The organism is Rhodococcus spelaei (assembly GCF_006704125.1).
Lineage (GTDB): Bacteria > Actinomycetota > Actinomycetes > Mycobacteriales > Mycobacteriaceae > Rhodococcus_G > Rhodococcus_G spelaei.
Map to the genome: position 1 here is coordinate 78382 of NZ_VIGH01000003.1, position 18710 is coordinate 97091.

Below are 18710 nucleotides of genomic sequence, written 5' to 3' on the forward strand. Positions count from 1 at the left end.
GTGCGAAAGTCAAGGCCTGCGTGCGATATACGCAAAAAGGTCGAATCGGCGGGTGTGTCGACAGCAGGGGTGCGCTCCGGACAGCTCGGGAATTGCCGACAGTTCAGGTGAATGATTCAATCATGTTGTATGCCAATGGATGTGAAAACATCATCCGGCCGGGCGGCTGCCAGTGTCGATCGGGCGCGTTCGCCGGTGGTCGTGACCGGCCGACCTGAGGTGTGAGTCATTCCACATGCGATCGGTCCGAATTGCCGGGTTGTCGGCCAGCTCCGACGCCGGCTCGGGTCGATCGATCAGATGCGGCGTTCTCGGCAGGGACCTGCGCGCCGCGCTGCGACGACGGGTTGAATCCGCCTAGGGTTCTTCGTTCAGAGTGAAGGCGGTCAGCGTCGCCGCGCCGGCGCAGGGATCAGGATGTCGGCCGCCGTTGCGATATCCGACCCACCAACTCACCACTCCCGAATCGGTTCCGGCGGTGACACTGCACGCGGCCGGGTTGCTCGGCAGCTCTGCCGTGAAGGCGGTCGCTCGTGCGACCCTGATCGCCGTCACGGCGTAGCCGAGTTCGGTGTCCGTTGATCGTTCTCGTTCCAGCGACCCGTCGACGAACCAGGAGAACACGGCTTCCGCGCCCCCGTCGTTACCGTCGAGCGACCACTGGCATATCGCGCCGCGCGTCGTCCGGTGGGCGGTGCTTTCGCCAACGGCGCCCGCAACTTCGGATTCACCTGCCAGTCCGCAGGGGTAGCTCGAGTTCGGTTCCGTCGGCGTCGGCGTGGGCGTCGCGGCGAGGGGTGTTCCAGTGCCGCTGCCGCCGCACCCGGCGATCAGGAGCATGAGCGCTGCGGCAGCCGCGGTCGCGAGGGTTCTCGTCCTCATCGTTCGACACCCCGGGTGACGCTCGACGACGTCAGCGCCGTCGCTGCGTCACATGCTCCCCGACGGGCGCTGTCACCGATGTCGACTGTCCACGCAATGAGATCGGGTCCGGCCGCTGCGACGATCTCGCAGACCCTGTCGTCGGCGGAATGCGCCTCGAACCCCGCAAGCCCTGCGACGGTGAGGTCGGTCGGCTCGAGGTTCGCGCTCGCGGCCGCTGTCCTCTCGACTGCCAAGGGACTACCTCGATACCACCAGGCCTGCACGTAGCTGCGTGACCCTTCCCAGCGACAGCCGATCGGGTTCTGCACGACCCGAGTCAGCGAGGGCAGGGACGTTGTCTGTGACACCTCTGCGTCGGTCATCGACGCACACGCCGCGAATCGGAACCCGGAGGCAACCGGCGTGCTCGTCGGTGCGGCGGCGTCGCGGTTCTCGTCACCCGAGCAGCCCGTGAGCAGGGACGACACCGTCACGATCCCGGAGAACGTCCCGATCACCCCGATGTAGCGCCACCGGTGGCCCCGACGTGGGGCACGGATGGCCGTACGGGCGAGGGGCGAGAGCGCTGCTCGGTGCACGCACCCGACTCTATTCCGGCGCCGCGGGAAAAGTGGCTGCCGAGGTCCCGGTATCGGCACTGGCGATGGGCAGCGTGGTCGGTGTGTCCACCGGTGCACCACGCAGTTCGTCGTCGGACGAGCCGGCTCATCCCGGCCGCTGGTCGGTCCGCCGGGCCCCGACGACGACCGTCGCGCCGACGTCCTCGCCGTGCACCACCCGCGGCACCAGTCCGGCATCGGCGAAGGCCGCCGCGGTCAGCGGTGCCTGCTGCCTGCTCGTCTCGATCAGCAGGTGTCCGTTCGGTGCCAGCCACGCCGGCGCTCCGGCCGCCACCCTGCGCTGGATGTCCACGCCGTCGGTGCCGCCGTCGAGCGCGACCCGCGGTTCGTGCAGGCGCGCCTCGGGCGGCATCAGGGCGACCGCGTCGGTAGGCACGTACGGTGCGTTGACGGCGAGCACATCGACGCGGCCGCGCAGTGCCCCGGGCAGTGCGCCGTAGAGGTCGCCCCGGTGCACCCGACCGCCCGGAAGGTTGCGGCGGGCGCAGGCGACCGCAGCGCCGTCGATGTCGCTGGCGTGCAACTCGATTCGTGCCAGCGAAGCGACGAGGGCCGCGCCGACCGCTCCCGACCCGCAGCACAGGTCGACCACCACTGGGGGGTTGCGGCCCTCGCAGTCGCGACTGAGCAACGCAGCGGCTTGGTGCACCAGGAACTCGGTGCGGCGACGTGGGACGAAGACGCCCACGTCGACCGCGATGCGCAGGCCGCGGAACTCGGCCCAGCCGAGCACCTGCTCGAGCGGCAGGCCCGCGGTGCGGCGCTCGATCATCGCGGCGAGTTCGGACGGGGTGTTCGCCGCGTCCAGGAGTAGGCCTGCTTCATCCTCTGCGAAGACGCAGCCTGCGGCACGGAGTGCGCCGACAACGGCCGCGAGATCGAACGGTGAAGCGGAAGCCGTCATCAAAGGCCTTTCGGGAATGCCGAAGGGGCTGCGGACGCACGCTACACCAACGCGTAGGGGTGCGGCGGATAGTGCAGGGTACCTGCATTGACGTATAACTAGTCGCATGCCACGCCCCGCCGCCAAGGACAATCGCGAGGACGCGCCACCGTCGATGGCGCGCTCCTCGCTGCTGCGTGAGCTGCCCTCGACCGAGCGCGGTCTGCGCACCCGGTCGGCGTTGATCGCGGCGGCCCGCAAGGTCTTCGAGAAGTCGGGCTACCTCGACACCCGGCTGATCGACATCACCAAGGCGGCCAAGTGCTCGGCGGGAACGTTCTACACGTACTTCTCCAGCAAGGAGGAGATCTTCGCCGCGGTTCTCGAGCTCGCGCAAGAGGACATGATGCACCCCGGCATGCCGCACGTGGCCGCCGACGACGACCCGGCCGCGATCATCGAGGCGAGTAACCGGGCGTACTTCGAGGCGTACAAGCGCAACGCCAAGCTGATGGGTCTGCTCGAACAGGTCGCCAGCGTCGACCCGGAGTTCCGTCGGCTGCGCCAGCAGCGCGCCGACGCGTTCGTGCGACGGAACGCCCGCAGCATCGAGAACCTGCAGGAGCGGGGGCTCGCTGACGCCGACCTCGATCCGATGCTCGCGTCGCGCGCCCTGTCCGGCATGATCAGCCGCCTCGGGTTCGGGTACTTTGTCGCGCGCGACGGCCAGGCGGACGGCGCGCAGGTCGACCTGGACGAGGTGATCCGCACCGCCACCCGGTTGTGGGTCAACGCGCTGCGCATCGCGCGCTGAACTCCACATCGACGCCGAATTACATGCAGCCACACATCAACCCCGAGGAGAACACATGATCGCCGTCATCGCAGTGATGACCGTCAAGGACGGAAGCGGAGCGGAGTTCGAGGCCGTCGTCGCCGAGCTCGCTGCCCAGGTGCGGGCGAACGAGGAGGGCACCCCACTGTTCCAGCTCACCCGCTCGAAGGCCGATCCGAACATCTACAAGTTCATGGAGCTCTACCGCGACGGCGACGCCATCAAGGCGCACGCCTCCACCGAGTACTTCACGGCCGCGTTCAAGGCGATGGCGCCGTTGCTCGTAGGTGAGCCGCAGATCGAGTACCTGGACGCGCTCTGAGCTGATCGGGACACCCGCGACGGGCCTCCGGCTGCCGGGGGCCCGCCGCGTTCCGCGCGGATCGAGTGTCGCGAGCTGGTGATTCAAGTCGAACTTGACGCCGGATTCATGTATAACCGGGAGATGGACGCGATTGCGTACGTACGGGATTCCGGCGACGGACCGACCTCGATGGTGCCGCCGGACCTGCTGCGGGATCCGCCGGCCACCGCGCGCGGAGTCCGCACCCGGGCCGCGCTCGTCGCGGCGGCGAGGGCGGTGTTCGAACGCGACGGATACCTCGAGACCCGGCTGACCGACATCGCCAAGCGGGCGCGGTGTGCGACGGGAACCTTCTACACCTACTTCGCCAACAAGGAAGAGGTCTTCGCTGCCGTCCTCGAGGAAGCGCAGCAGGAGATGATGCATCCCGGAATGGACCGGGTGCAGGGTTCGGACGACCCGTACGCCGTACTGGAGGCGAGTAACCGGGCCTACCTTGCGGCATACCGGCGCAACGCCCAGTTGATGGGGTTGCTCGAGCAGGTCGCGCACGTGGACCCGAGCTTCAGGGAGTTTCGCACCCGACGGGCGGAGGCGTTCATCCGGCGCAACGCACGCGGTATCGCGGACCTGCAGGCGCGGTCGATCGTCGATCCGGAGGTGGATCCGCTGATGGCGTCGAGGGCGCTGTCCGGCATGGTCAGCCGGCTCGCGTACGCAGTTTTCGTGCTGGGGGAGGCGGGTGAGGGCGGCGTGGAGTTCGACTTCGACGCGCTCGTCTTCACGGTCACCCGGCTGTGGGCGAACGCCCTGCGGTTCCCCGACTGCCGCTGAGCGACGATCGAAGGTAGCGGTTCAGGACGCGGCGACGACGCGGGCCAGGGACTCGGCGACCAGCACCGGCTTGTCCGAGCCGTCGCGCTCGACCACCTGGCTCATCGTGACCTGAATGCCGCCGCCGACCTCCTCGGCGGAGATGATGGTGGCGCGCATGCGGATTCGCGAACCGACCGGGACCGGCGCGGGGAAACGCACCTTGTTGTAGCCGTAGTTGAGGCTGTGGGTGAAGCCGTCGAAGGCCATCAGTTGCGAGGACAGGTGCGGGCCGAGGGACAGGCTGAACAGGCCGTGCGCAATCGTCCCGCCGAGCGGGCTGGCCGCGGCCCTCTCCACGTCGATGTGGATCCACTGGTGGTCGTCGGTCGCGTCCGCGAACGCGTTGACGCGCTCCTGGGTGACGTCGTACCACTCGGTGGGGCCGAGTTCGGCGCCGATCAGTTCGGTCAGGTCGCCGGCCGTGGTCGGGCGGACGGGAAGCGCAGTGGTGTCGATCATGATTCTCCCTGTATGTCGCAGGTCAACGAGGGTGTCGGTGGGCGGGTCCGGATTCGGACCGGCCAGAGGTTGAATATGACGCCGGATTCAACTATACATGACGGAGAGACCTGGATCACGTACGCCACCCACACGAAAGAGGGACTCGGAGTGAAGGTTGCAGGCAAGGTTGCCATCGTCACCGGCGGCGGGGGAGGCATCGGCGGCGCGCTAGCGGAGGCCTTGACCGCGGCGGGTGCCCGCGTCGTCGTGGCGGACCTCGACGCGTCCACCGCGCAGGCCGTTGCCGACAAGATCAACGCCGAGCGCCCCGAGACCGCGGTCGCCGCCGGCGCGGACGTGTCCGACACCGACCAGATCCGAGGGCTGATCGCCCTGGCGGAGGGCGAGTTCGGCCCTGTCGAGATGTACTTTGCCAACGCCGGCATCACCGGTGCGCCCGGCCTCGAGGCCGACGAGGCGGCGTGGGACCTGTCACTCGACGTGAACCTGCGGGCACACATCCGCGCCGCGCAATTGCTCGTTCCCGGCTGGCTCGAGCGCGGAGAGGGCTACTTCGTGAGCACCGCGTCGGCCGCCGGACTGCTCACGCAGATCGGGTCCGCCACCTACGCGGTCACCAAGCACGCCGCGGTCGGCTTCGCCGAATGGCTCAATGTCACTTACGGCGACCGCGGAATCCGAGTCAGCTGCCTGTGTCCGATGGGCGTCAACACCAAACTGCTGTACTCGGGAGAGGAGTCCGGCGAGGGGCTCGGCGTCGCCGCGACTCGGGCCGTGACGTCCGCGGGCGACGTGCTCGAACCCGCCCAGGTCGCCGCCGATGTGCTCGCCGCCGTGGACGAGGAGCGCTTCCTGATCCTGCCGCACGCCAACGTACTGGACATGTACCGGCAGAAGGGATCCGACTACGACCGCTGGCTGCGCGGCATGCGCAGGTACCAGGCTTCGCTGCTGGGGCAGGGCTGATGGATTCGCTGGTCCTCGCAGAGGCACGCGGTAACTGATGCTCGCCGCCTTCCGCGGCCCCGACGTCGTGGAAGGCGTCGCCAGCCACCTCGACCGACGAACCCCGAATTTTCCCTCCCTACCCGTCAGGAGTTCACATGTCACTGTTTGACATCTCGGACAAGGCAAAGCAGCTCGAGGTCGAGCTGCTCGACTTCATGGAGTCGCACGTCTACCCGGCCGAGGCCGTCTACGACGAGCAGATGCGCGAGTCCGGCAACCCGCACTTCCAGCCCCCGATCCTCGAGGAGCTCAAGGACGAGGCCAAGAAGCGGGGCCTGTGGAACCTCTTCCACCCGCACCCCGGCACCGGCGCGGGCCTGACCAACCTCGAGTACGCGCCCCTCGCAGAGATCATGGGCCGCAGCCACATTGCCTCGGAGGCGTGCAACTGCAACGCCCCCGACACCGGCAACATGGAGGTCCTCGAGCTCTTCGGCACCGAGGAGCACAAGAAGAAGTACCTCGAGCCGCTGCTCGACGGCACCATGGCGTCCGCGTTCGCGATGACCGAGCCGCGGGTCGCCAGCTCGGATGCCACCAACGTCGAGCTGTCGATGGTCAAGGACGGCGACGAGTACGTCCTCAACGGCCGGAAGTGGTTCGCCTCCAACGCCCTGCACCAGAACTGCAAGGTGATGATCGTGATGGGCAAGACCGATCCGACTGCACCCACGCACCGCCAGCAGTCGATGATGGTCGTGCCGATCGACGCCCCCGGCGTCACCGTGATGCGCGGGCTGCCCGTCTTCGGCTACCAGGACCGCGAGGGCCATGCCGAGATCGACTTCGCGGACGTCCGGGTTCCCGCGAAGGACGTACTCAAGGGTGAGGGCGAGGGCTTCGCGATCAGCCAGGCCCGCCTCGGACCCGGCCGCATCCACCACTGCATGCGGGCCATCGGCATGGCCGAGCGCGCACTCGAACTGATGTGCAAGCGCGCGCAGTCCCGGGTCACCTTCGGCAAGCCGGTCGCCGACAACGCCAACATTCAGGACTGGATCGCCGAGGCGCGCATCGACATCGAGATGATCCGCCTGCTCACGCTCAAGGCCGCCTACCTGATGGACACCGTCGGCAACAAGGAGGCGCAGACCGAGATCGCCGCGATCAAGGTCGCCGCCCCGAACATCGCCCTCAAGATCGTCGACCGCGCGATCCAGGTGCACGGCGGCGCCGGCGTCACCGACGACTTCCCGCTCGCGATGGCGTACGCGCACCTGCGCACCCTGCGCCTGGCCGACGGCCCGGACGAGGTGCACAAGCGCGCCATCGCCCGCCGCGAGCTGCGCCAGTACCGCGACCGGCGACCCGAAGGACTGTGACCATGACGAATTCGGACCTGACCGGAAAGACCGCGATCGTCACCGGTGCCTCCCGCGGCATCGGCCTGGCGACGGCGCAGGCCCTCGCCACCGCCGGCGCGAACGTCGTACTGACCTCGCGCAAGCAAGAGGCTGCCGATGCGGCCGCCGCGCAGATCGTCGGCAGCGCCATCGGTGTCGGCGCGCACGCCGTCGAGGAGGACCAGGCTCGCGCGTGCATCGAGCGCACCCTCGAGACGTTCGGCAGCCTCGACATCCTGGTCAACAACGCCGGCACCAACCCGGCTTTCGGGCCGCTGGTCAACCAGGACCACGGCCGGTTCGCGAAGACCATGGACGTGAACCTGTGGGCTCCGCTGCTGTGGACCGGACTGGCGACCGAGGCGTGGATGGGCGCGCACGGCGGCTCGGTCATCAACACAGCCTCGATCGGCGGGCTGGGCCACGAGGCCGGAATCGGGATGTACAACGCGTCCAAGGCCGCGCTGATCTACGTGACCAAGCAACTGGCACTGGAGCTTTCGCCGCGAATTCGGGTCAACGCGGTCGCACCCGGGGTGGTGCGCACCAAGCTGGCCGAGGCGCTGTGGAAGGAACACGAGGCGCAGGTCTCGGCGTCCACCGCTCTGAACAGGATCGGCGAACCCGACGACGTGGCCTCGGCGATCGCCTTCCTGGCCTCGGACGCGGCGAGCTGGATCACCGGCGAGACCATGGTGATCGACGGCGGACAGCGCCTCGGCGACGCCCTCCAGTACCGGAGCGGAGCGTCCGTCGGTGTCTGATGCCGTGCAGGAGATCGTCGGGATCGACCCGGTCGCGGTCACCCGCTGGGTCGACGACCTCGGAATCGAGTTCACCGGTCCGCTGAGTTTCGACCGGATCGGCCTCGGCCAGTCCAATCTGACCTTCCTGGTCCGCGACACCGAGGGCCGACGCTGGGTGCTGCGGCGGCCGCCGCTCGGGCACCTGCTGGCCTCGGCCCACGACGTGGTCCGCGAGGCGAGGATCATGTCCGCGCTCGCCGACACCGACGTGCCGGCGCCCCGGATCTTCGGTGTCGCACAGGATCCGGCGATCTCCGACGTGCCGCTGGTGCTGATGGAGTTCATCGACGGCCAGGTCGTCGACACGATGGAGATCGCGCGGTCGCTGACCCCGCAGCGGCGCCGCGAGATCGCGATGTCGTTGCCGCGCACCCTCGCGAAGATCCACGCGGTGAACCTCGACGAGGTCGGTCTGTCCGACCTCGCGAGCCACAAGCCGTACGCGGCCCGCCAGCTCAAGCGCTGGGCGGGTCAGTGGGAGCAGTCCAAGACCCGGGAGCTGCCCGCGCTCGACGACCTCACCCGACGGCTGGTGGCCGCGATGCCGGAGCAGCGTGAGCTGTCGCTGGTGCACGGCGACTTCCACCTCCGCAACGTGATCGTCTCCCGCGACAACGGCGAGGTCATCGGTGCGCTCGACTGGGAGCTGTCCACCCTCGGAGATCCGTTGGCGGACATGGGATCCATGCTCGCCTATTGGCCCGAGCCGGGTGAAGACACCGGGGGAGACTTCCCGGCTTCCACCCTCGAGGGCTTCCCGAACCGAGCCGAGGTCGCCCAGATCTACCTGGACGAGACCGGGCGGGACCCGCAGGCCCTCAAGTTCTGGCACACGCTGGGGCTGTGGAAGGTCTCGATCATCGCCGAGGGCGTGATGCGGCGGGCGAGGGACAACCCCGCGAACAAGGCCGCGGCGGGCACGCCGACCGTCGAGCGAATCGATGCGTTGGTGCACAAGGCCCGCGAAATTGCCGACGCGGCAGGCATTTAGACACACCCGCGGTATTTCCTTTCGAGTAGGAGTGATCATCCATGAGTGAACGTAGGACCGCGATCGTCACCGGCGCGGCGCGCGGAATCGGTGCTGCCGTCGCGAAGAAGCTCGCCGCCGACGGCTACGCGGTGGCCGTGATCGACCTCGACGAGGCGGCCTGCGCCGCAACGGTCGACGCGATCGAGGCCGCCGGTGGCGCACCCCTGGCCGTCGGCGCGAACGTCGCCGACGAGGCCTCGGTCGCCGAGGCCGTGGAGCGGGTTGCCACCGAACTCGGGGCCCCGACGGTGCTGGTCAACAACGCCGGCATCACCCGCGACAACCTGCTGTTCAAGATGACCGTCGAGGACTGGGACTCGGTCATGAACGTGCACCTGCGCGGCTCGTTCCTGATGACCCGCGCGGTGCAGAAGTACATGGTGGAAGCCAAGTTCGGCCGCATCGTCAACCTGTCGAGCGTCTCGGCGCTCGGCGCGCGCGGGCAGGTCAACTATGCGGCAGCCAAGGCCGGTGTGCAGGGCTTCACCAAGACCCTCGCATTCGAGCTCGGCAAGTTCGGCGTGACGGCCAACGCGATCGCACCGGGCTTCATCGAGACCGAGATGACCGCGGCGACCGCGGCTCGGCTCGGTGTGGACTTCGAGGACTTCAAGACGATGGCCGCGGCCGAGATCCCGGTGAACCGTGTCGGCCAGCCCGAGGACATCGCGAACACCGCCTCGTTCCTCGCCAGTGAGGGCGCCGGCTTCGTGTCCGGTCAGGTCATCTACGTCGCTGGTGGACCGAAGGACTGACGTCCGCCCACCGCACATCCACCGACTCTCGTCAGGAAGACAACCATGAAGGCGGAGACATCATGAAGGCATGGCGCGTCAACGAACTCGGCGAGCCCCGCACCGTCCTGCAGCTCGAGGACGTTGCCGAACCCACCGCCGGTGACGGGCAGGTCCTGGTGAAGGTGCTGGCCACCCCGGCCAACTTCCCGGACGTGTTGCTGTGCCGCGGTCAATACCAGATCAAGCCGCCGCTGCCGTTCACTCCCGGTGTGGAGCTGTGCGGTGAGGTCGTCGCCGTCGGTGCCGGTGTCACCCGCGCCGCGGTCGGGGACCGGGTCGTCGGCAACCCGGCGCTGCCGGGCGGCGCGTTCGCCGAGTTCGCGGTGATGAACCAGGCCAACGTGTTTCCCGCGCCGAAGGCCCTCGACGACGCCGAGGCCGCCGCGCTGAGCATCGGCTACCAGACGGCGTGGTTCGCGCTGCACCGCCGCACCCAGATCGTCGAGGGCGACTACCTGCTCGTGCACGCCGCCGCGGGCGGTGTCGGCAGCGCGGCGGTCCAGCTCGGCAAGGCGGCCGGCGCCAAGGTCATCGGCGTGGTCGGTGGACCCGAGAAGGTCGAGTACGCAAAGGCTCTCGGCGCGGACCTGGTGGTCGACCGGCGCACCGAGGACTTCGTCGCGGCGGTCAAGGAGTTCACCGGTGGGCACGGCGCCGACATCGTCTTCGACCCGGTCGGCGGCGACGCCTACGCCGGCTCGACCAAGTGCATCGCCTTCGAGGGCCGCATCGTGGTGATCGGTTTCGCGGGCGGCACCATCCCGCAGCCGGCCCTGAACCACGCGCTGATCAAGAACTACTCGATCGTCGGCCTGCACTGGGGTCTCTACCAGGCCAAGAACCCGGCCGTCATCGACGCCTGCCACGAGGAGCTCACGCGGCTCGCGGACGAGGGTCTGCTCAAGCCGCTGATAGGCGAGCGCCTGGCACTGACCGACGCCGCCGACGGTGTCGGCCGCCTCGGCGACGGCAGCACCGTCGGCCGCTTGGTGTTCCAGCGGTGACCGGGCTGTTCGACGTCGCCGGAAAGACGGTCGTCGTCACCGGCGGCACCCGCTGACAGGCCGACCTCGAGGGGCGGGATCGCTGGTCGATCCCGCCCCCCGGACGTGCACCCACGGACCTGTGAACCGGGAGCGCCCGTGGCACCCCTCGACGAGATCCTCGGCCTCGCGGAGCCGGCGTCGGACACCGCTCCTACGTCAGGGCAGTGTCGGTCGGTAGTTCGGCGGTCTGCGCACCTGCGTCGCCTGTTCGAAGGCGAACGCGTAGGTGATCAACTTCGCGTCGCTCGCGGCGGTGCCGATGAAGGACAGCCCGAGCGGCAACTCGCCCCGCGCGTACCCGGCGGGCACCGTGACGATGGGGTATCCGGCGAGCGCAGAGTTGCGGGTGGAGCTGGCGAAAGGCTTTCCGCCGCCCTGGTAGTCGAGCGCCGGCGCGGGCCGCTCGCTGGGTGTGACGATCGCGTCGAGCCGGTATTTCGCCAGCGTGTTGTCGATGGCGCGGCGAGCACCCTCGGTCGCGGCCTCCCGATGCGCACGGTAGACGGGATCGGTGATGTCACCGTCGGTCTGGTCGGCCATCTCGAACAGTTCCTGCCCGAAGCCGGCCAGCTCCGTGTCGGCATGCTGCCGGTTGTAGTCGATCAGCCCGGTCAGATCGTTTGGATGCCCGCCGGGGGTGGCGGCCAAGTAGGCGTTGAGGTCGTGCTTGAACTCGGTCATGACTGCCGGAAGCAGGTGCTCGGCAACGACCTCGTCGGAGTTGGGCACCTCGGTGCCCTCGACCACGGTCGCGCCCAGGTCTTCGAGCTGCTGGACTGCTTGTTCGAACACGCGGTCCACGTCGGGGTCGACGCCGATGCGGCCCTCGCGCCACACGCCGATCCTCTTGCCTCGCAGTCCATTCGGGTCCAGCATGGTCCGGTAATCGGCGGGCAGGACGTCGTCGGCGTCGACCGAGTCCGGGTCGGCGGGGTCGGTGCCGTGGATTGCCGCCAAGGTCAGCGCTGCATCGGTGGTGGAGCGAGCGATCGGTCCGGGGCTGTCGTGCCGGGAGGTGATCGGCACGATGCCGTTGCGGCTGACCAGACCCAGCGTCGGCTTGACGCCGACGGTGGCGGTGACGCTCGCGGGGCACACGATGGATCCGTCGGTGTCGGTGCCGATGGTCACGGCGGCGAGGCCAGCCGCCGCGGCGGCGGCGGAACCGCTGGACGAACCACAGGGGCTTCGGCCGAGGACGTAGGGATTGCGCGTCTGGCCACCGGTTGCACTCCAGCCGGCGATCGCCCCAGGGGAGCGGAAGTTGGCCCACTCCGACATGTTCGCCTTTCCCAGGATCACTGCCCCGGCCTCGCGCAACCGAGTGACGAGGAAGGCGTCGTCGTCCGGCCGGGCGTCGAGCAGCGCATTCGAGCCCGCGGTGGTCGGCTGCCGGTCGGCCGTGTCCATGTTCTCCTTCAACAGGACCGGGATCCCCTCCAGCGGCCCTCGTGTGCCGTCGCCCCTGCGTAGGTCGTCGCTGGCGCGCGCGATGCTCATCGCGTCCGGATTCGTCCGCACTACCGCTCCGATCAGGGGATTGAGGCGCTCGATCCGCTGCAGGTAGGCCGCTGTCAGCTGCTCGGAGGTGATCGTCCCGTCGTCCATGGCGTTCTGGAGGTCGACGATGGTGACGCGATCGAGGTCGAGCCCGGACGGCGGTGTCGCGGTGCCCGCGCTGCCGCCGGCGGTCGAGGCATTCGAAACCTCGGCGCGCGTGGCGTCGGGGCGAGCGGCGGTCCCCGGAGCGCAGGCCACGACCAGAGAAGTGAGTGCTGCGGCGACAGCAGTACGGGGCAGTGCCGACTTGACGAGACTGAACACGGTTCCTCCAGGCGATCCATCACGAGCGCGGGATACGTTCTCACACAATGTTTCCGCTCGAGTCACGGTCGAGATCAGCGATCGCTGGTCCTGACATCCATGATCGAGACAGGCCGGGGGTCACCTCGGCCGTCACTTCCTACTCGCGGGTGCCGATCGCGGCGACCGGATCGGCGCGCATCGCGGCGCGGGTCGGGATCGCGATCGCGACCAGACCCAGCAGTACTGTGCCGGCGACGATCAGCCCGTAGACGGCGGGCGACACGGTGGGGATCGGACGCCCCGACACCGCGACCGCGATCCCCGTGAGCGGGGGTGCCGCGATCACCGTGCCCAGGACCGCGGCGACCGTCACGACGATCACCGATTCGGTGCGCATCATCGCCCGCACCTGACGGGTGCTCGCCCCGACCAGGCGGAGCAGCGCGAACTCGCGGCCGCGTTCGGCGGTGGCCAGCACGAGGGTGTTCACGACGGCCACCGCGAGGTAGCCGAGCAGCACGACGAGCGCCACCAGATTCACCCCCGACTGCATGCGCCGCTGGTCCTGCCCGGCCGCCGCGAACTCGCCCCGGTCGGCGACGGCGACACCACCGAGCGCGGTGATCGCGGTGTGCGCCTCGTCGACGCGGCCGGGTTGCGCGGACACCAGCAGGGTGTCGGTCAGGCCGGACGTGGTGTGCGCGAGCACCTGCGACACCGGCAGGGTCACGTCGCCGAAGCCGAGACCGCGCCCGTACGTCGCGACCACCTCCGGGGCGACGAGGGTGCCGTCGCCCAGTCGCAGCGCGACGGTGTCGCCGATGCGGGCGCTCATCGCGAACGCCGCGTCGGTGGACAGCGCGACGGTGCCGTCCCGCAGCCGTCCCAGGTCGCCGTCGCGGACGTCGAGGTCGAGGGTGGATGCGGTCGTGGCCGGGTCGATGCCCTGGACCGGGTACGTTTCCGTGTTCGGCGACTCCCCGCCGGTGGTGAAGAGGGCGGTGGTCCGGACGATCGGATTCACCTCGCGGACAGCGCCGTTCGCGACGACGCCGTCGATCAGTGCCGGGGACAACCCGGCTGGTGCGGTGACGACGAGGTCCGCGGTGATGCCGCTGCGGGACTGGTCGTCAGCGGCCGTGGCGACCGTGTCCTGCGTGAACAGTTGGACGGCGCCGATCGCGATCGCCAACGCCAGCGGGGTGATCGCGGACGCCAGCCGACGCGACCGGGTGCCCGCGTTCGCGGCGGCGAGGACGAACGACGGGGACGCACTGCGGCGCAGCGGGCCGCCGAACCAGCGGACCGCACCGCCGACGAGGACCGGGCCCAGCAGCGCCACCGCAATCACCAGCAGCATCGCCGACGCACCGGCACCGGCGATCGCCGCCTGCCCCGGCAGCACCATCGGCAGCAGCGACGTCGCGATACCGCCGGCACCGAACACGACCCCGGTGACGAGACGACCCCAGCCGATTGTGGCCGGTTCGACCGCGGATTCCCGCAGGGCCTCGGTGGGATCGAGCCGGGCCGGGCGCCGGGCCGCGACCGCGCCCGCGATCCGGGCCGTCACGAGCGCGAGGACGGCGCCGACGACGGCGGGGATCGGGCTCAGTGCGAGCGCGAAGTCCGACGGCAGCACTCCCGCGTCGACGAACTGGAGGTGCAGGAGCTGGGCGAGCGCGTAGCCGGGTGCGATACCCAGCAGTGCGGCGGCGCCCGCGACGAGCAGCACCTCGGTGCCGACCAGCCGGTGGACCTGACCGGGAGTCGCGCCCGTCGCCCGCAGCAGCGCGAACTCGCGGCGCCGCTGCTGGATCGACAGCGACAGGGTGCTCGACACCACGAACATCGCGATGAGGATCGCCACTCCCGCGAACGCCGCAGACAGCGCCATCAGCTCGCTGCGGGCGGCACCGGCATCGAGGAATTCGACGTCGCCGCGGCCGTCGCCGGTGTAGGTGACCACGTCGACCCCCGGCAGCGCGTCTCGCACGCCGGCCGCGAGCGAGTCGGCGTCGACGCCGTCGTCGGCGAGCAGTCCGACGGTCGCGACCCGGCCGCTGTGCGGCCACAGGTCACCGATCCGGGCGTCGGACAGGAACACCGACCCCGGCCGGTCGACGGGCTCGGGCTGCGGGGCCGCCACGACACCGACGACGGTGTACTCGTCGCCGATACCGCCGTGGCGCAACGTGATCCGGTCGCCGACCGCTCCGTTGCCGGTCACCACGACCTCGTCGGACGATTCGGGGGCGCGGCCGTCGGTGAGCGTGTACGGCGCCAGGACCGTCGACGACCACGGATGCGCGTCGAGCAGACGTCCGTCGTCGGTGGACAGCGGCACCGCGAGGTCGGGGACCGCCGCCCGCACCCCCGGTATCCGGGACAGTTCGTCGACGGTCGAGCCGGGGAGCAGGGCGCGTTCGACGAACGGCTGGTCGACGTCCTCCCGCAGGTCAAGGGACTGCCGCGCGCCGACGACGACGTCGGCCCCCGCGTACCGGTGCGGGGTGACGCCACCGCGGATCCCGGACTCGAACAGCACGGCCAGACCGCACGTGAGGGCCGCCGCGCAGAACACGGCGACGAACACGGCCGCGAAGCTGCCTCGCCGCTGCCGCACGTTCGCGAGCGCCAGACGCTGCAGACGGGAACGACGCATACTCACCACTCCCCGAGATGGGTCATGTGGTCGGCGACCGCCGCGGCGCTGGGCGAATCCATCCGTCCGACGAGGCGGCCGTCGGCGAGGAACAGGACCCGGTCGGCGTGCGCGGCGGCCACCGGATCGTGGGTGACCATGACGATCGTCTGACCGAGATCGGTGGTGGTGTGGCGCAACAGGTCCAGCACCTGGCGGCCGGTACGGGAGTCGAGCGCGCCGGTCGGCTCGTCGGCGAAGACCGCGTGTGGCCGGGTGATCAACGCCCGGGCGATCGCGACCCGCTGCTGCTGACCGCCGGACATCTCGGCGGGACGCCGACCGCGCTTGTCGGCCAGGCCGACCGCGTCCAGCACGTGGTCGAGGTGCGCGCGGTCCGCACGGCGGCCGGCCAGCAGCAGCGGCAGCGTCACGTTCTGTTCGACGGTCAGCGCGGCCATGAGGTTGTACGCCTGGAAGACGAAGCCGATGTGATCGCGACGGAAGAGCGTGCGGGCCTTGGGCTTCAGGGCACTGATCTCGGTGTCGCCGAGCCACACCGACCCACGGGTGGGCCGGTCGAGGCCGGCGGCGCAGTGCAGGAACGTGCTCTTGCCCGAGCCCGACGGCCCCATGATCGCGGTGAAGCTGCCCGGGGCGAGGGACAGGCTGACGGCGTCGAGCGCCGTGACCTGCGTGCGCCCGGAACCATACGTCCTGCTCACGTCGGCGAGGCGGACCGCCGACTGCGGGGGACTCTGCACCGGGGGCAGGGGAGAGGTGAAGGAGGTCATGGCGACAACGCTAGGAATCGGCGACGCCGCAGAACATCCCGTGCGGTACCCGATCGATGGTGTAGTCAGCTCTACCGACAGCGCCACTGTCGTGCGGCATGCTGGGGTGATGCAGCGGACCGAACGCCTGAACGAGCGGTGGCGCGCCGTCCGTTTCCTCTTGGTCGAGGCCGGTGCCGCCGTCGTCTCGCTCTGTTTCCTCGTGGTCGGGCTGGTGGTCGGGTCGATGCTGATCCTGATCGTCGGCTGGCTCGCGGTGCCCGCCTACGTGCGGGCGCTCCGGTGGTGGGCGGGCCGGGCGCGGCGACGATCGTCTGCCTACTCGGGCCGGGACGTGGCCGAACGGTATCCGACCGTCCCCGACCGCCCCGGTTTCGACGACCTGCGCCGACTGCTCACCGCGCCGTCGACGCGCCGCGACTTCGGGTGGGTCGCGGTCCATTCCGTCGCGGCGCTCACGTCCGGGCTTCTCGCGATCATTCTCCCGCTCGCGGCCGTGAACTCGCTCGCGATCCCGTTCTACTGGTGGGCGCTGCCGCCGGTCGAGCCGGTGAGCAACATCTACCCGGTCACCTCGTGGTGGGGTGCGGCGGGGATGCCCCTGGTGGGGGTCGGGTACGCGATGCTGGCGTGGTGGGGGATCCCGGCCCTCGCCCGCGGTATCGCCGGACTGGCCGGGAAACTCCTCGCCCCGGGACGGGAAACCGAACTGTCCGAACGGGTCTCGGCGCTCACCGTGAGCCGGGCCGCCGCGCTCGACGCGCACGCCGCGGAACTGCGCCGCATCGAACGCGACCTGCACGACGGCGCCCAGAACCGTCTCGTCGCCGTCGTCATGATGCTCGGCCTCGCGGAACGCTCGCTGCGGGTCGCACCCGATCAGGCGCTGCCGCAACTGTTGCGGGCACAGGACGCCGCCTCCGATGCGCTGTCGGAGCTGCGGACCCTCGTCCACGACATCTACCCGCCGATCCTCGACGAGCTCGGGCTCGGCGGGGCCGTCTCCGCGCTCGCGGGCCGCAGCACGGTGCCGTGCATCCTCGACACCGGTGGGCTGCGGCGGGCACCGGCCGCGGTGGAGGCGGCCGCCTATTTCGTGGTGGCCGAGGCGCTCACCAACGTCGCCAAACACAGTGGCGCCGGGCAGGTTCGGGTGACCCTGTCCACGCGCGACGACGACCGCGGTGCCACGCTCGTCATCGACGTCCGCGACGACGGGGTGGGCGGGGCGGTCGAGGCGCCGGGCGGCGGAGTGGCCGGGATCCGACGCCGCGTGGCAGCGTTCGAGGGAACTGTGACACTGGACAGCCCGCTCGGCGGGCCGACGAGACTCGAGGTGGAACTGCCGTGCGGATTCTGATCGCGGAGGACGACGCGCTGCTGCGGGAAGGCCTTGCCCTGCTGCTCTGCAGTGTCGGCATCGAGGTGACCGCCGCCGTCGACGACGCCGACAAGTTCCTCGCCGCGTTCGAGGCCGACCCGCCCGACGGCGCGGTGCTCGACGTGCGGATGCCGCCGACGTTCACCAACGAGGGTCTGAAGGCCGCGATCGAGGCCCGCCGTCGACGGCCGGGTTTCCCGGTGCTGGTGCTGTCGGCGTACGTCGAGGACCGGTACGCGGGCGAGTTGCTCTCCGACGGTGCGGGCGGCGTCGGCTATCTACTCAAAGAGCGGGTCGGGCGGGTCGAGGAGTTCGTCGACGCGCTGCGCCGGGTGGTCGGCGGCGGCACCGTGATGGACCCCGAGGTGATCTCGCAGCTGATGAGCCGGCGCCGCGCCGACGATCCGATCCGCACCCTGACCCCGCGCGAATCCGAGGTGCTCGGCCTCATGGCAGAAGGGCTCGGCAATACCGACATCGCCCGCAAACTCGTCGTGAGCGACACCGCGGTGAGCAAGCACATCGGCAACATCTTCGCCAAGCTCGGGTTGTCTGCATCCGACAGCGGGCACCGGCGCGTGCTCGCGGTCCTCGCGCACCTGCGGTCCTGATCCGGCGTCACCGCTCTCGGGGTCACGCTGTGGTGAAATCCGGCCGCCGTGACGACCGTCATGTCCGGACCTGGTTTGATGACTCGCGCACGCCGAATGAAGGGATTGTGCGCAGTGACACCGGATCCGATTGCCGACCTCGAGGCCGAGTTGGTGGACGTGTGGCGGCGCGGCACCATCCGCACCCGGGAGCGTGCGCACCGCATCCACCCCAAGCTCGATCCCGCCTGCTACCCGCTGCTCATGCTGCTCACGCGGCAGGACGAGGCCGTCCCGATGGCCGTGTTGCTCACCCAGCTCGTCGTCGAGAAATCGACGCTGACCAGGCAGATCGACGCCCTCACCCGTCTCGGGCTCGCTCGGCGCACACCCGATCCGGAGGACGCCCGCGCGAGACTCGTGTCGTTGACCGAGGAGGGGCGGAGCCTGCTGTCGGAGCAGCGTGCGGAGGCCGTCGCGGCGTGGCGCCGGGAGTTGTCCCAGTGGGACGCCGACGACCTCCGGACCCTCACCTCGCTCCTGCACCGCCTCGGTAGCTCCGTCGATCGGGGCTGACCCACCAGCTCATTGATAGTT

At 69.8% G+C, this 18710-nt stretch carries 19 protein-coding genes and 1 pseudogene; 13 read left to right on the top strand and 7 right to left on the bottom strand.

Annotated elements, in window-relative coordinates:
* Positions 1-357: 357 nt before the first annotated feature.
* The 3 genes from FK531_RS07050 to FK531_RS07060 form a co-directional block, all read right to left on the bottom strand.
* Positions 358-840, bottom strand: a complete 483-nt coding sequence (locus FK531_RS07050) for a DUF3558 family protein (RefSeq protein WP_181762851.1) — start codon at positions 838-840, stop codon at positions 358-360.
* A gap of 38 nt (positions 841-878) precedes the next feature.
* The gene (locus tag FK531_RS07055; RefSeq protein WP_181762852.1) at positions 879-1463 is read right to left on the bottom strand and encodes a DUF3558 family protein; all 585 of its coding nucleotides are present in this window, start codon (positions 1461-1463) and stop codon (positions 879-881) included.
* Between the two features lie 127 nt (positions 1464-1590).
* Positions 1591-2409, bottom strand: a complete 819-nt coding sequence (locus FK531_RS07060) for a putative protein N(5)-glutamine methyltransferase (RefSeq protein WP_142096952.1) — start codon at positions 2407-2409, stop codon at positions 1591-1593.
* A gap of 106 nt (positions 2410-2515) precedes the next feature.
* Here FK531_RS07060 and FK531_RS07065 point away from each other — a divergent pair, with 106 nt between their 5' ends.
* The 3 genes from FK531_RS07065 to FK531_RS07075 all read left to right on the top strand — a co-directional run bounded on the left by FK531_RS07065 (position 2516) and on the right by FK531_RS07075 (position 4361).
* Positions 2516-3202 carry a TetR/AcrR family transcriptional regulator gene (locus FK531_RS07065; RefSeq protein ID WP_246097982.1) on the top strand — a complete coding sequence of 229 codons (687 nt, stop codon included), beginning with the start codon at positions 2516-2518 and terminating at the stop codon, positions 3200-3202.
* Between the two features lie 55 nt (positions 3203-3257).
* The gene (locus FK531_RS07070) at positions 3258-3545 is read left to right on the top strand and encodes a putative quinol monooxygenase (RefSeq protein ID WP_142096955.1); all 288 of its coding nucleotides are present in this window, start codon (positions 3258-3260) and stop codon (positions 3543-3545) included.
* Between the two features lie 123 nt (positions 3546-3668).
* Positions 3669-4361 carry a TetR/AcrR family transcriptional regulator gene (locus FK531_RS07075; RefSeq protein WP_142096958.1) on the top strand — a complete coding sequence of 231 codons (693 nt, stop codon included), beginning with the start codon at positions 3669-3671 and terminating at the stop codon, positions 4359-4361.
* 21 nt (positions 4362-4382) lie between these two features.
* Here the strand turns inward: FK531_RS07075 and FK531_RS07080 are convergent, their stop codons facing one another.
* Positions 4383-4862: a MaoC family dehydratase gene (locus FK531_RS07080; protein WP_142096961.1), complete on the bottom strand. Its 480-nt coding sequence runs from the start codon at positions 4860-4862 to the stop codon at positions 4383-4385.
* A gap of 150 nt (positions 4863-5012) precedes the next feature.
* Here FK531_RS07080 and FK531_RS07085 point away from each other — a divergent pair, with 150 nt between their 5' ends.
* The 7 genes and pseudogenes from FK531_RS07085 (at position 5013) to FK531_RS07115 (ending at position 10856) form a co-directional block, all read left to right on the top strand.
* Entirely contained in the window at positions 5013-5831 is an 819-nt protein-coding gene (locus tag FK531_RS07085) for an SDR family oxidoreductase (protein ID WP_142096964.1), read from the top strand.
* Positions 5832-5865: 34 nt separating this feature from the next.
* Positions 5866-5982, top strand: a pseudogene (locus FK531_RS22965) (enoyl-CoA hydratase); the annotation flags it as partial.
* Complete coding sequence (locus FK531_RS07095; RefSeq protein WP_142096967.1) at positions 5969-7195, top strand: acyl-CoA dehydrogenase family protein; 1227 nt, start codon at positions 5969-5971, stop codon at positions 7193-7195. The pseudogene FK531_RS22965 and the gene FK531_RS07095, both read left to right, overlap by 14 nt.
* A gap of 2 nt (positions 7196-7197) precedes the next feature.
* The gene (locus FK531_RS07100; protein ID WP_142096970.1) at positions 7198-7980 is read left to right on the top strand and encodes an SDR family oxidoreductase; all 783 of its coding nucleotides are present in this window, start codon (positions 7198-7200) and stop codon (positions 7978-7980) included.
* Positions 7973-9013, top strand: coding sequence for a phosphotransferase family protein (locus FK531_RS07105; RefSeq protein WP_246097984.1), 1041 nt, complete (start codon positions 7973-7975; stop codon positions 9011-9013). Before FK531_RS07100 ends, FK531_RS07105 begins: the two co-directional genes overlap by 8 nt.
* Before the next feature lie 41 nt (positions 9014-9054).
* A complete protein-coding gene (gene fabG / locus FK531_RS07110; protein ID WP_142096973.1) occupies positions 9055-9810 on the top strand; it encodes a 3-oxoacyl-ACP reductase FabG in 756 nt (251 codons plus the stop codon).
* 62 nt (positions 9811-9872) lie between these two features.
* A complete protein-coding gene (locus FK531_RS07115; protein ID WP_142096976.1) occupies positions 9873-10856 on the top strand; it encodes an NADPH:quinone oxidoreductase family protein in 984 nt (327 codons plus the stop codon).
* A 198-nt stretch (positions 10857-11054) separates the two neighbouring features.
* On the opposite strand, the gene FK531_RS07120 is transcribed toward FK531_RS07115, so the two are convergent.
* From FK531_RS07120 to FK531_RS07130, 3 genes are all read right to left on the bottom strand, one after another.
* Positions 11055-12722, bottom strand: coding sequence for an amidase (locus tag FK531_RS07120; protein WP_220126929.1), 1668 nt, complete (start codon positions 12720-12722; stop codon positions 11055-11057).
* A gap of 139 nt (positions 12723-12861) precedes the next feature.
* A complete protein-coding gene (locus FK531_RS22865) occupies positions 12862-15369 on the bottom strand; it encodes an ABC transporter permease (RefSeq protein ID WP_290367606.1) in 2508 nt (835 codons plus the stop codon).
* 2 nt (positions 15370-15371) lie between these two features.
* Positions 15372-16142: an ABC transporter ATP-binding protein gene (locus tag FK531_RS07130; RefSeq protein WP_142096982.1), complete on the bottom strand. Its 771-nt coding sequence runs from the start codon at positions 16140-16142 to the stop codon at positions 15372-15374.
* A gap of 109 nt (positions 16143-16251) precedes the next feature.
* Here FK531_RS07130 and FK531_RS07135 point away from each other — a divergent pair, with 109 nt between their 5' ends.
* The 3 genes from FK531_RS07135 to FK531_RS07145 all read left to right on the top strand — a co-directional run bounded on the left by FK531_RS07135 (position 16252) and on the right by FK531_RS07145 (position 18689).
* Positions 16252-17502, top strand: coding sequence for a sensor histidine kinase (locus FK531_RS07135; protein ID WP_142096985.1), 1251 nt, complete (start codon positions 16252-16254; stop codon positions 17500-17502).
* Entirely contained in the window at positions 17490-18134 is a 645-nt protein-coding gene (locus tag FK531_RS07140) for a response regulator (RefSeq protein ID WP_142096988.1), read from the top strand. Before FK531_RS07135 ends, FK531_RS07140 begins: the two co-directional genes overlap by 13 nt.
* Positions 18135-18230: 96 nt before the next feature.
* Complete coding sequence (locus FK531_RS07145) at positions 18231-18689, top strand: MarR family winged helix-turn-helix transcriptional regulator (RefSeq protein WP_181762878.1); 459 nt, start codon at positions 18231-18233, stop codon at positions 18687-18689.
* The last annotated feature ends 21 nt before the right edge of the window (positions 18690-18710 follow it).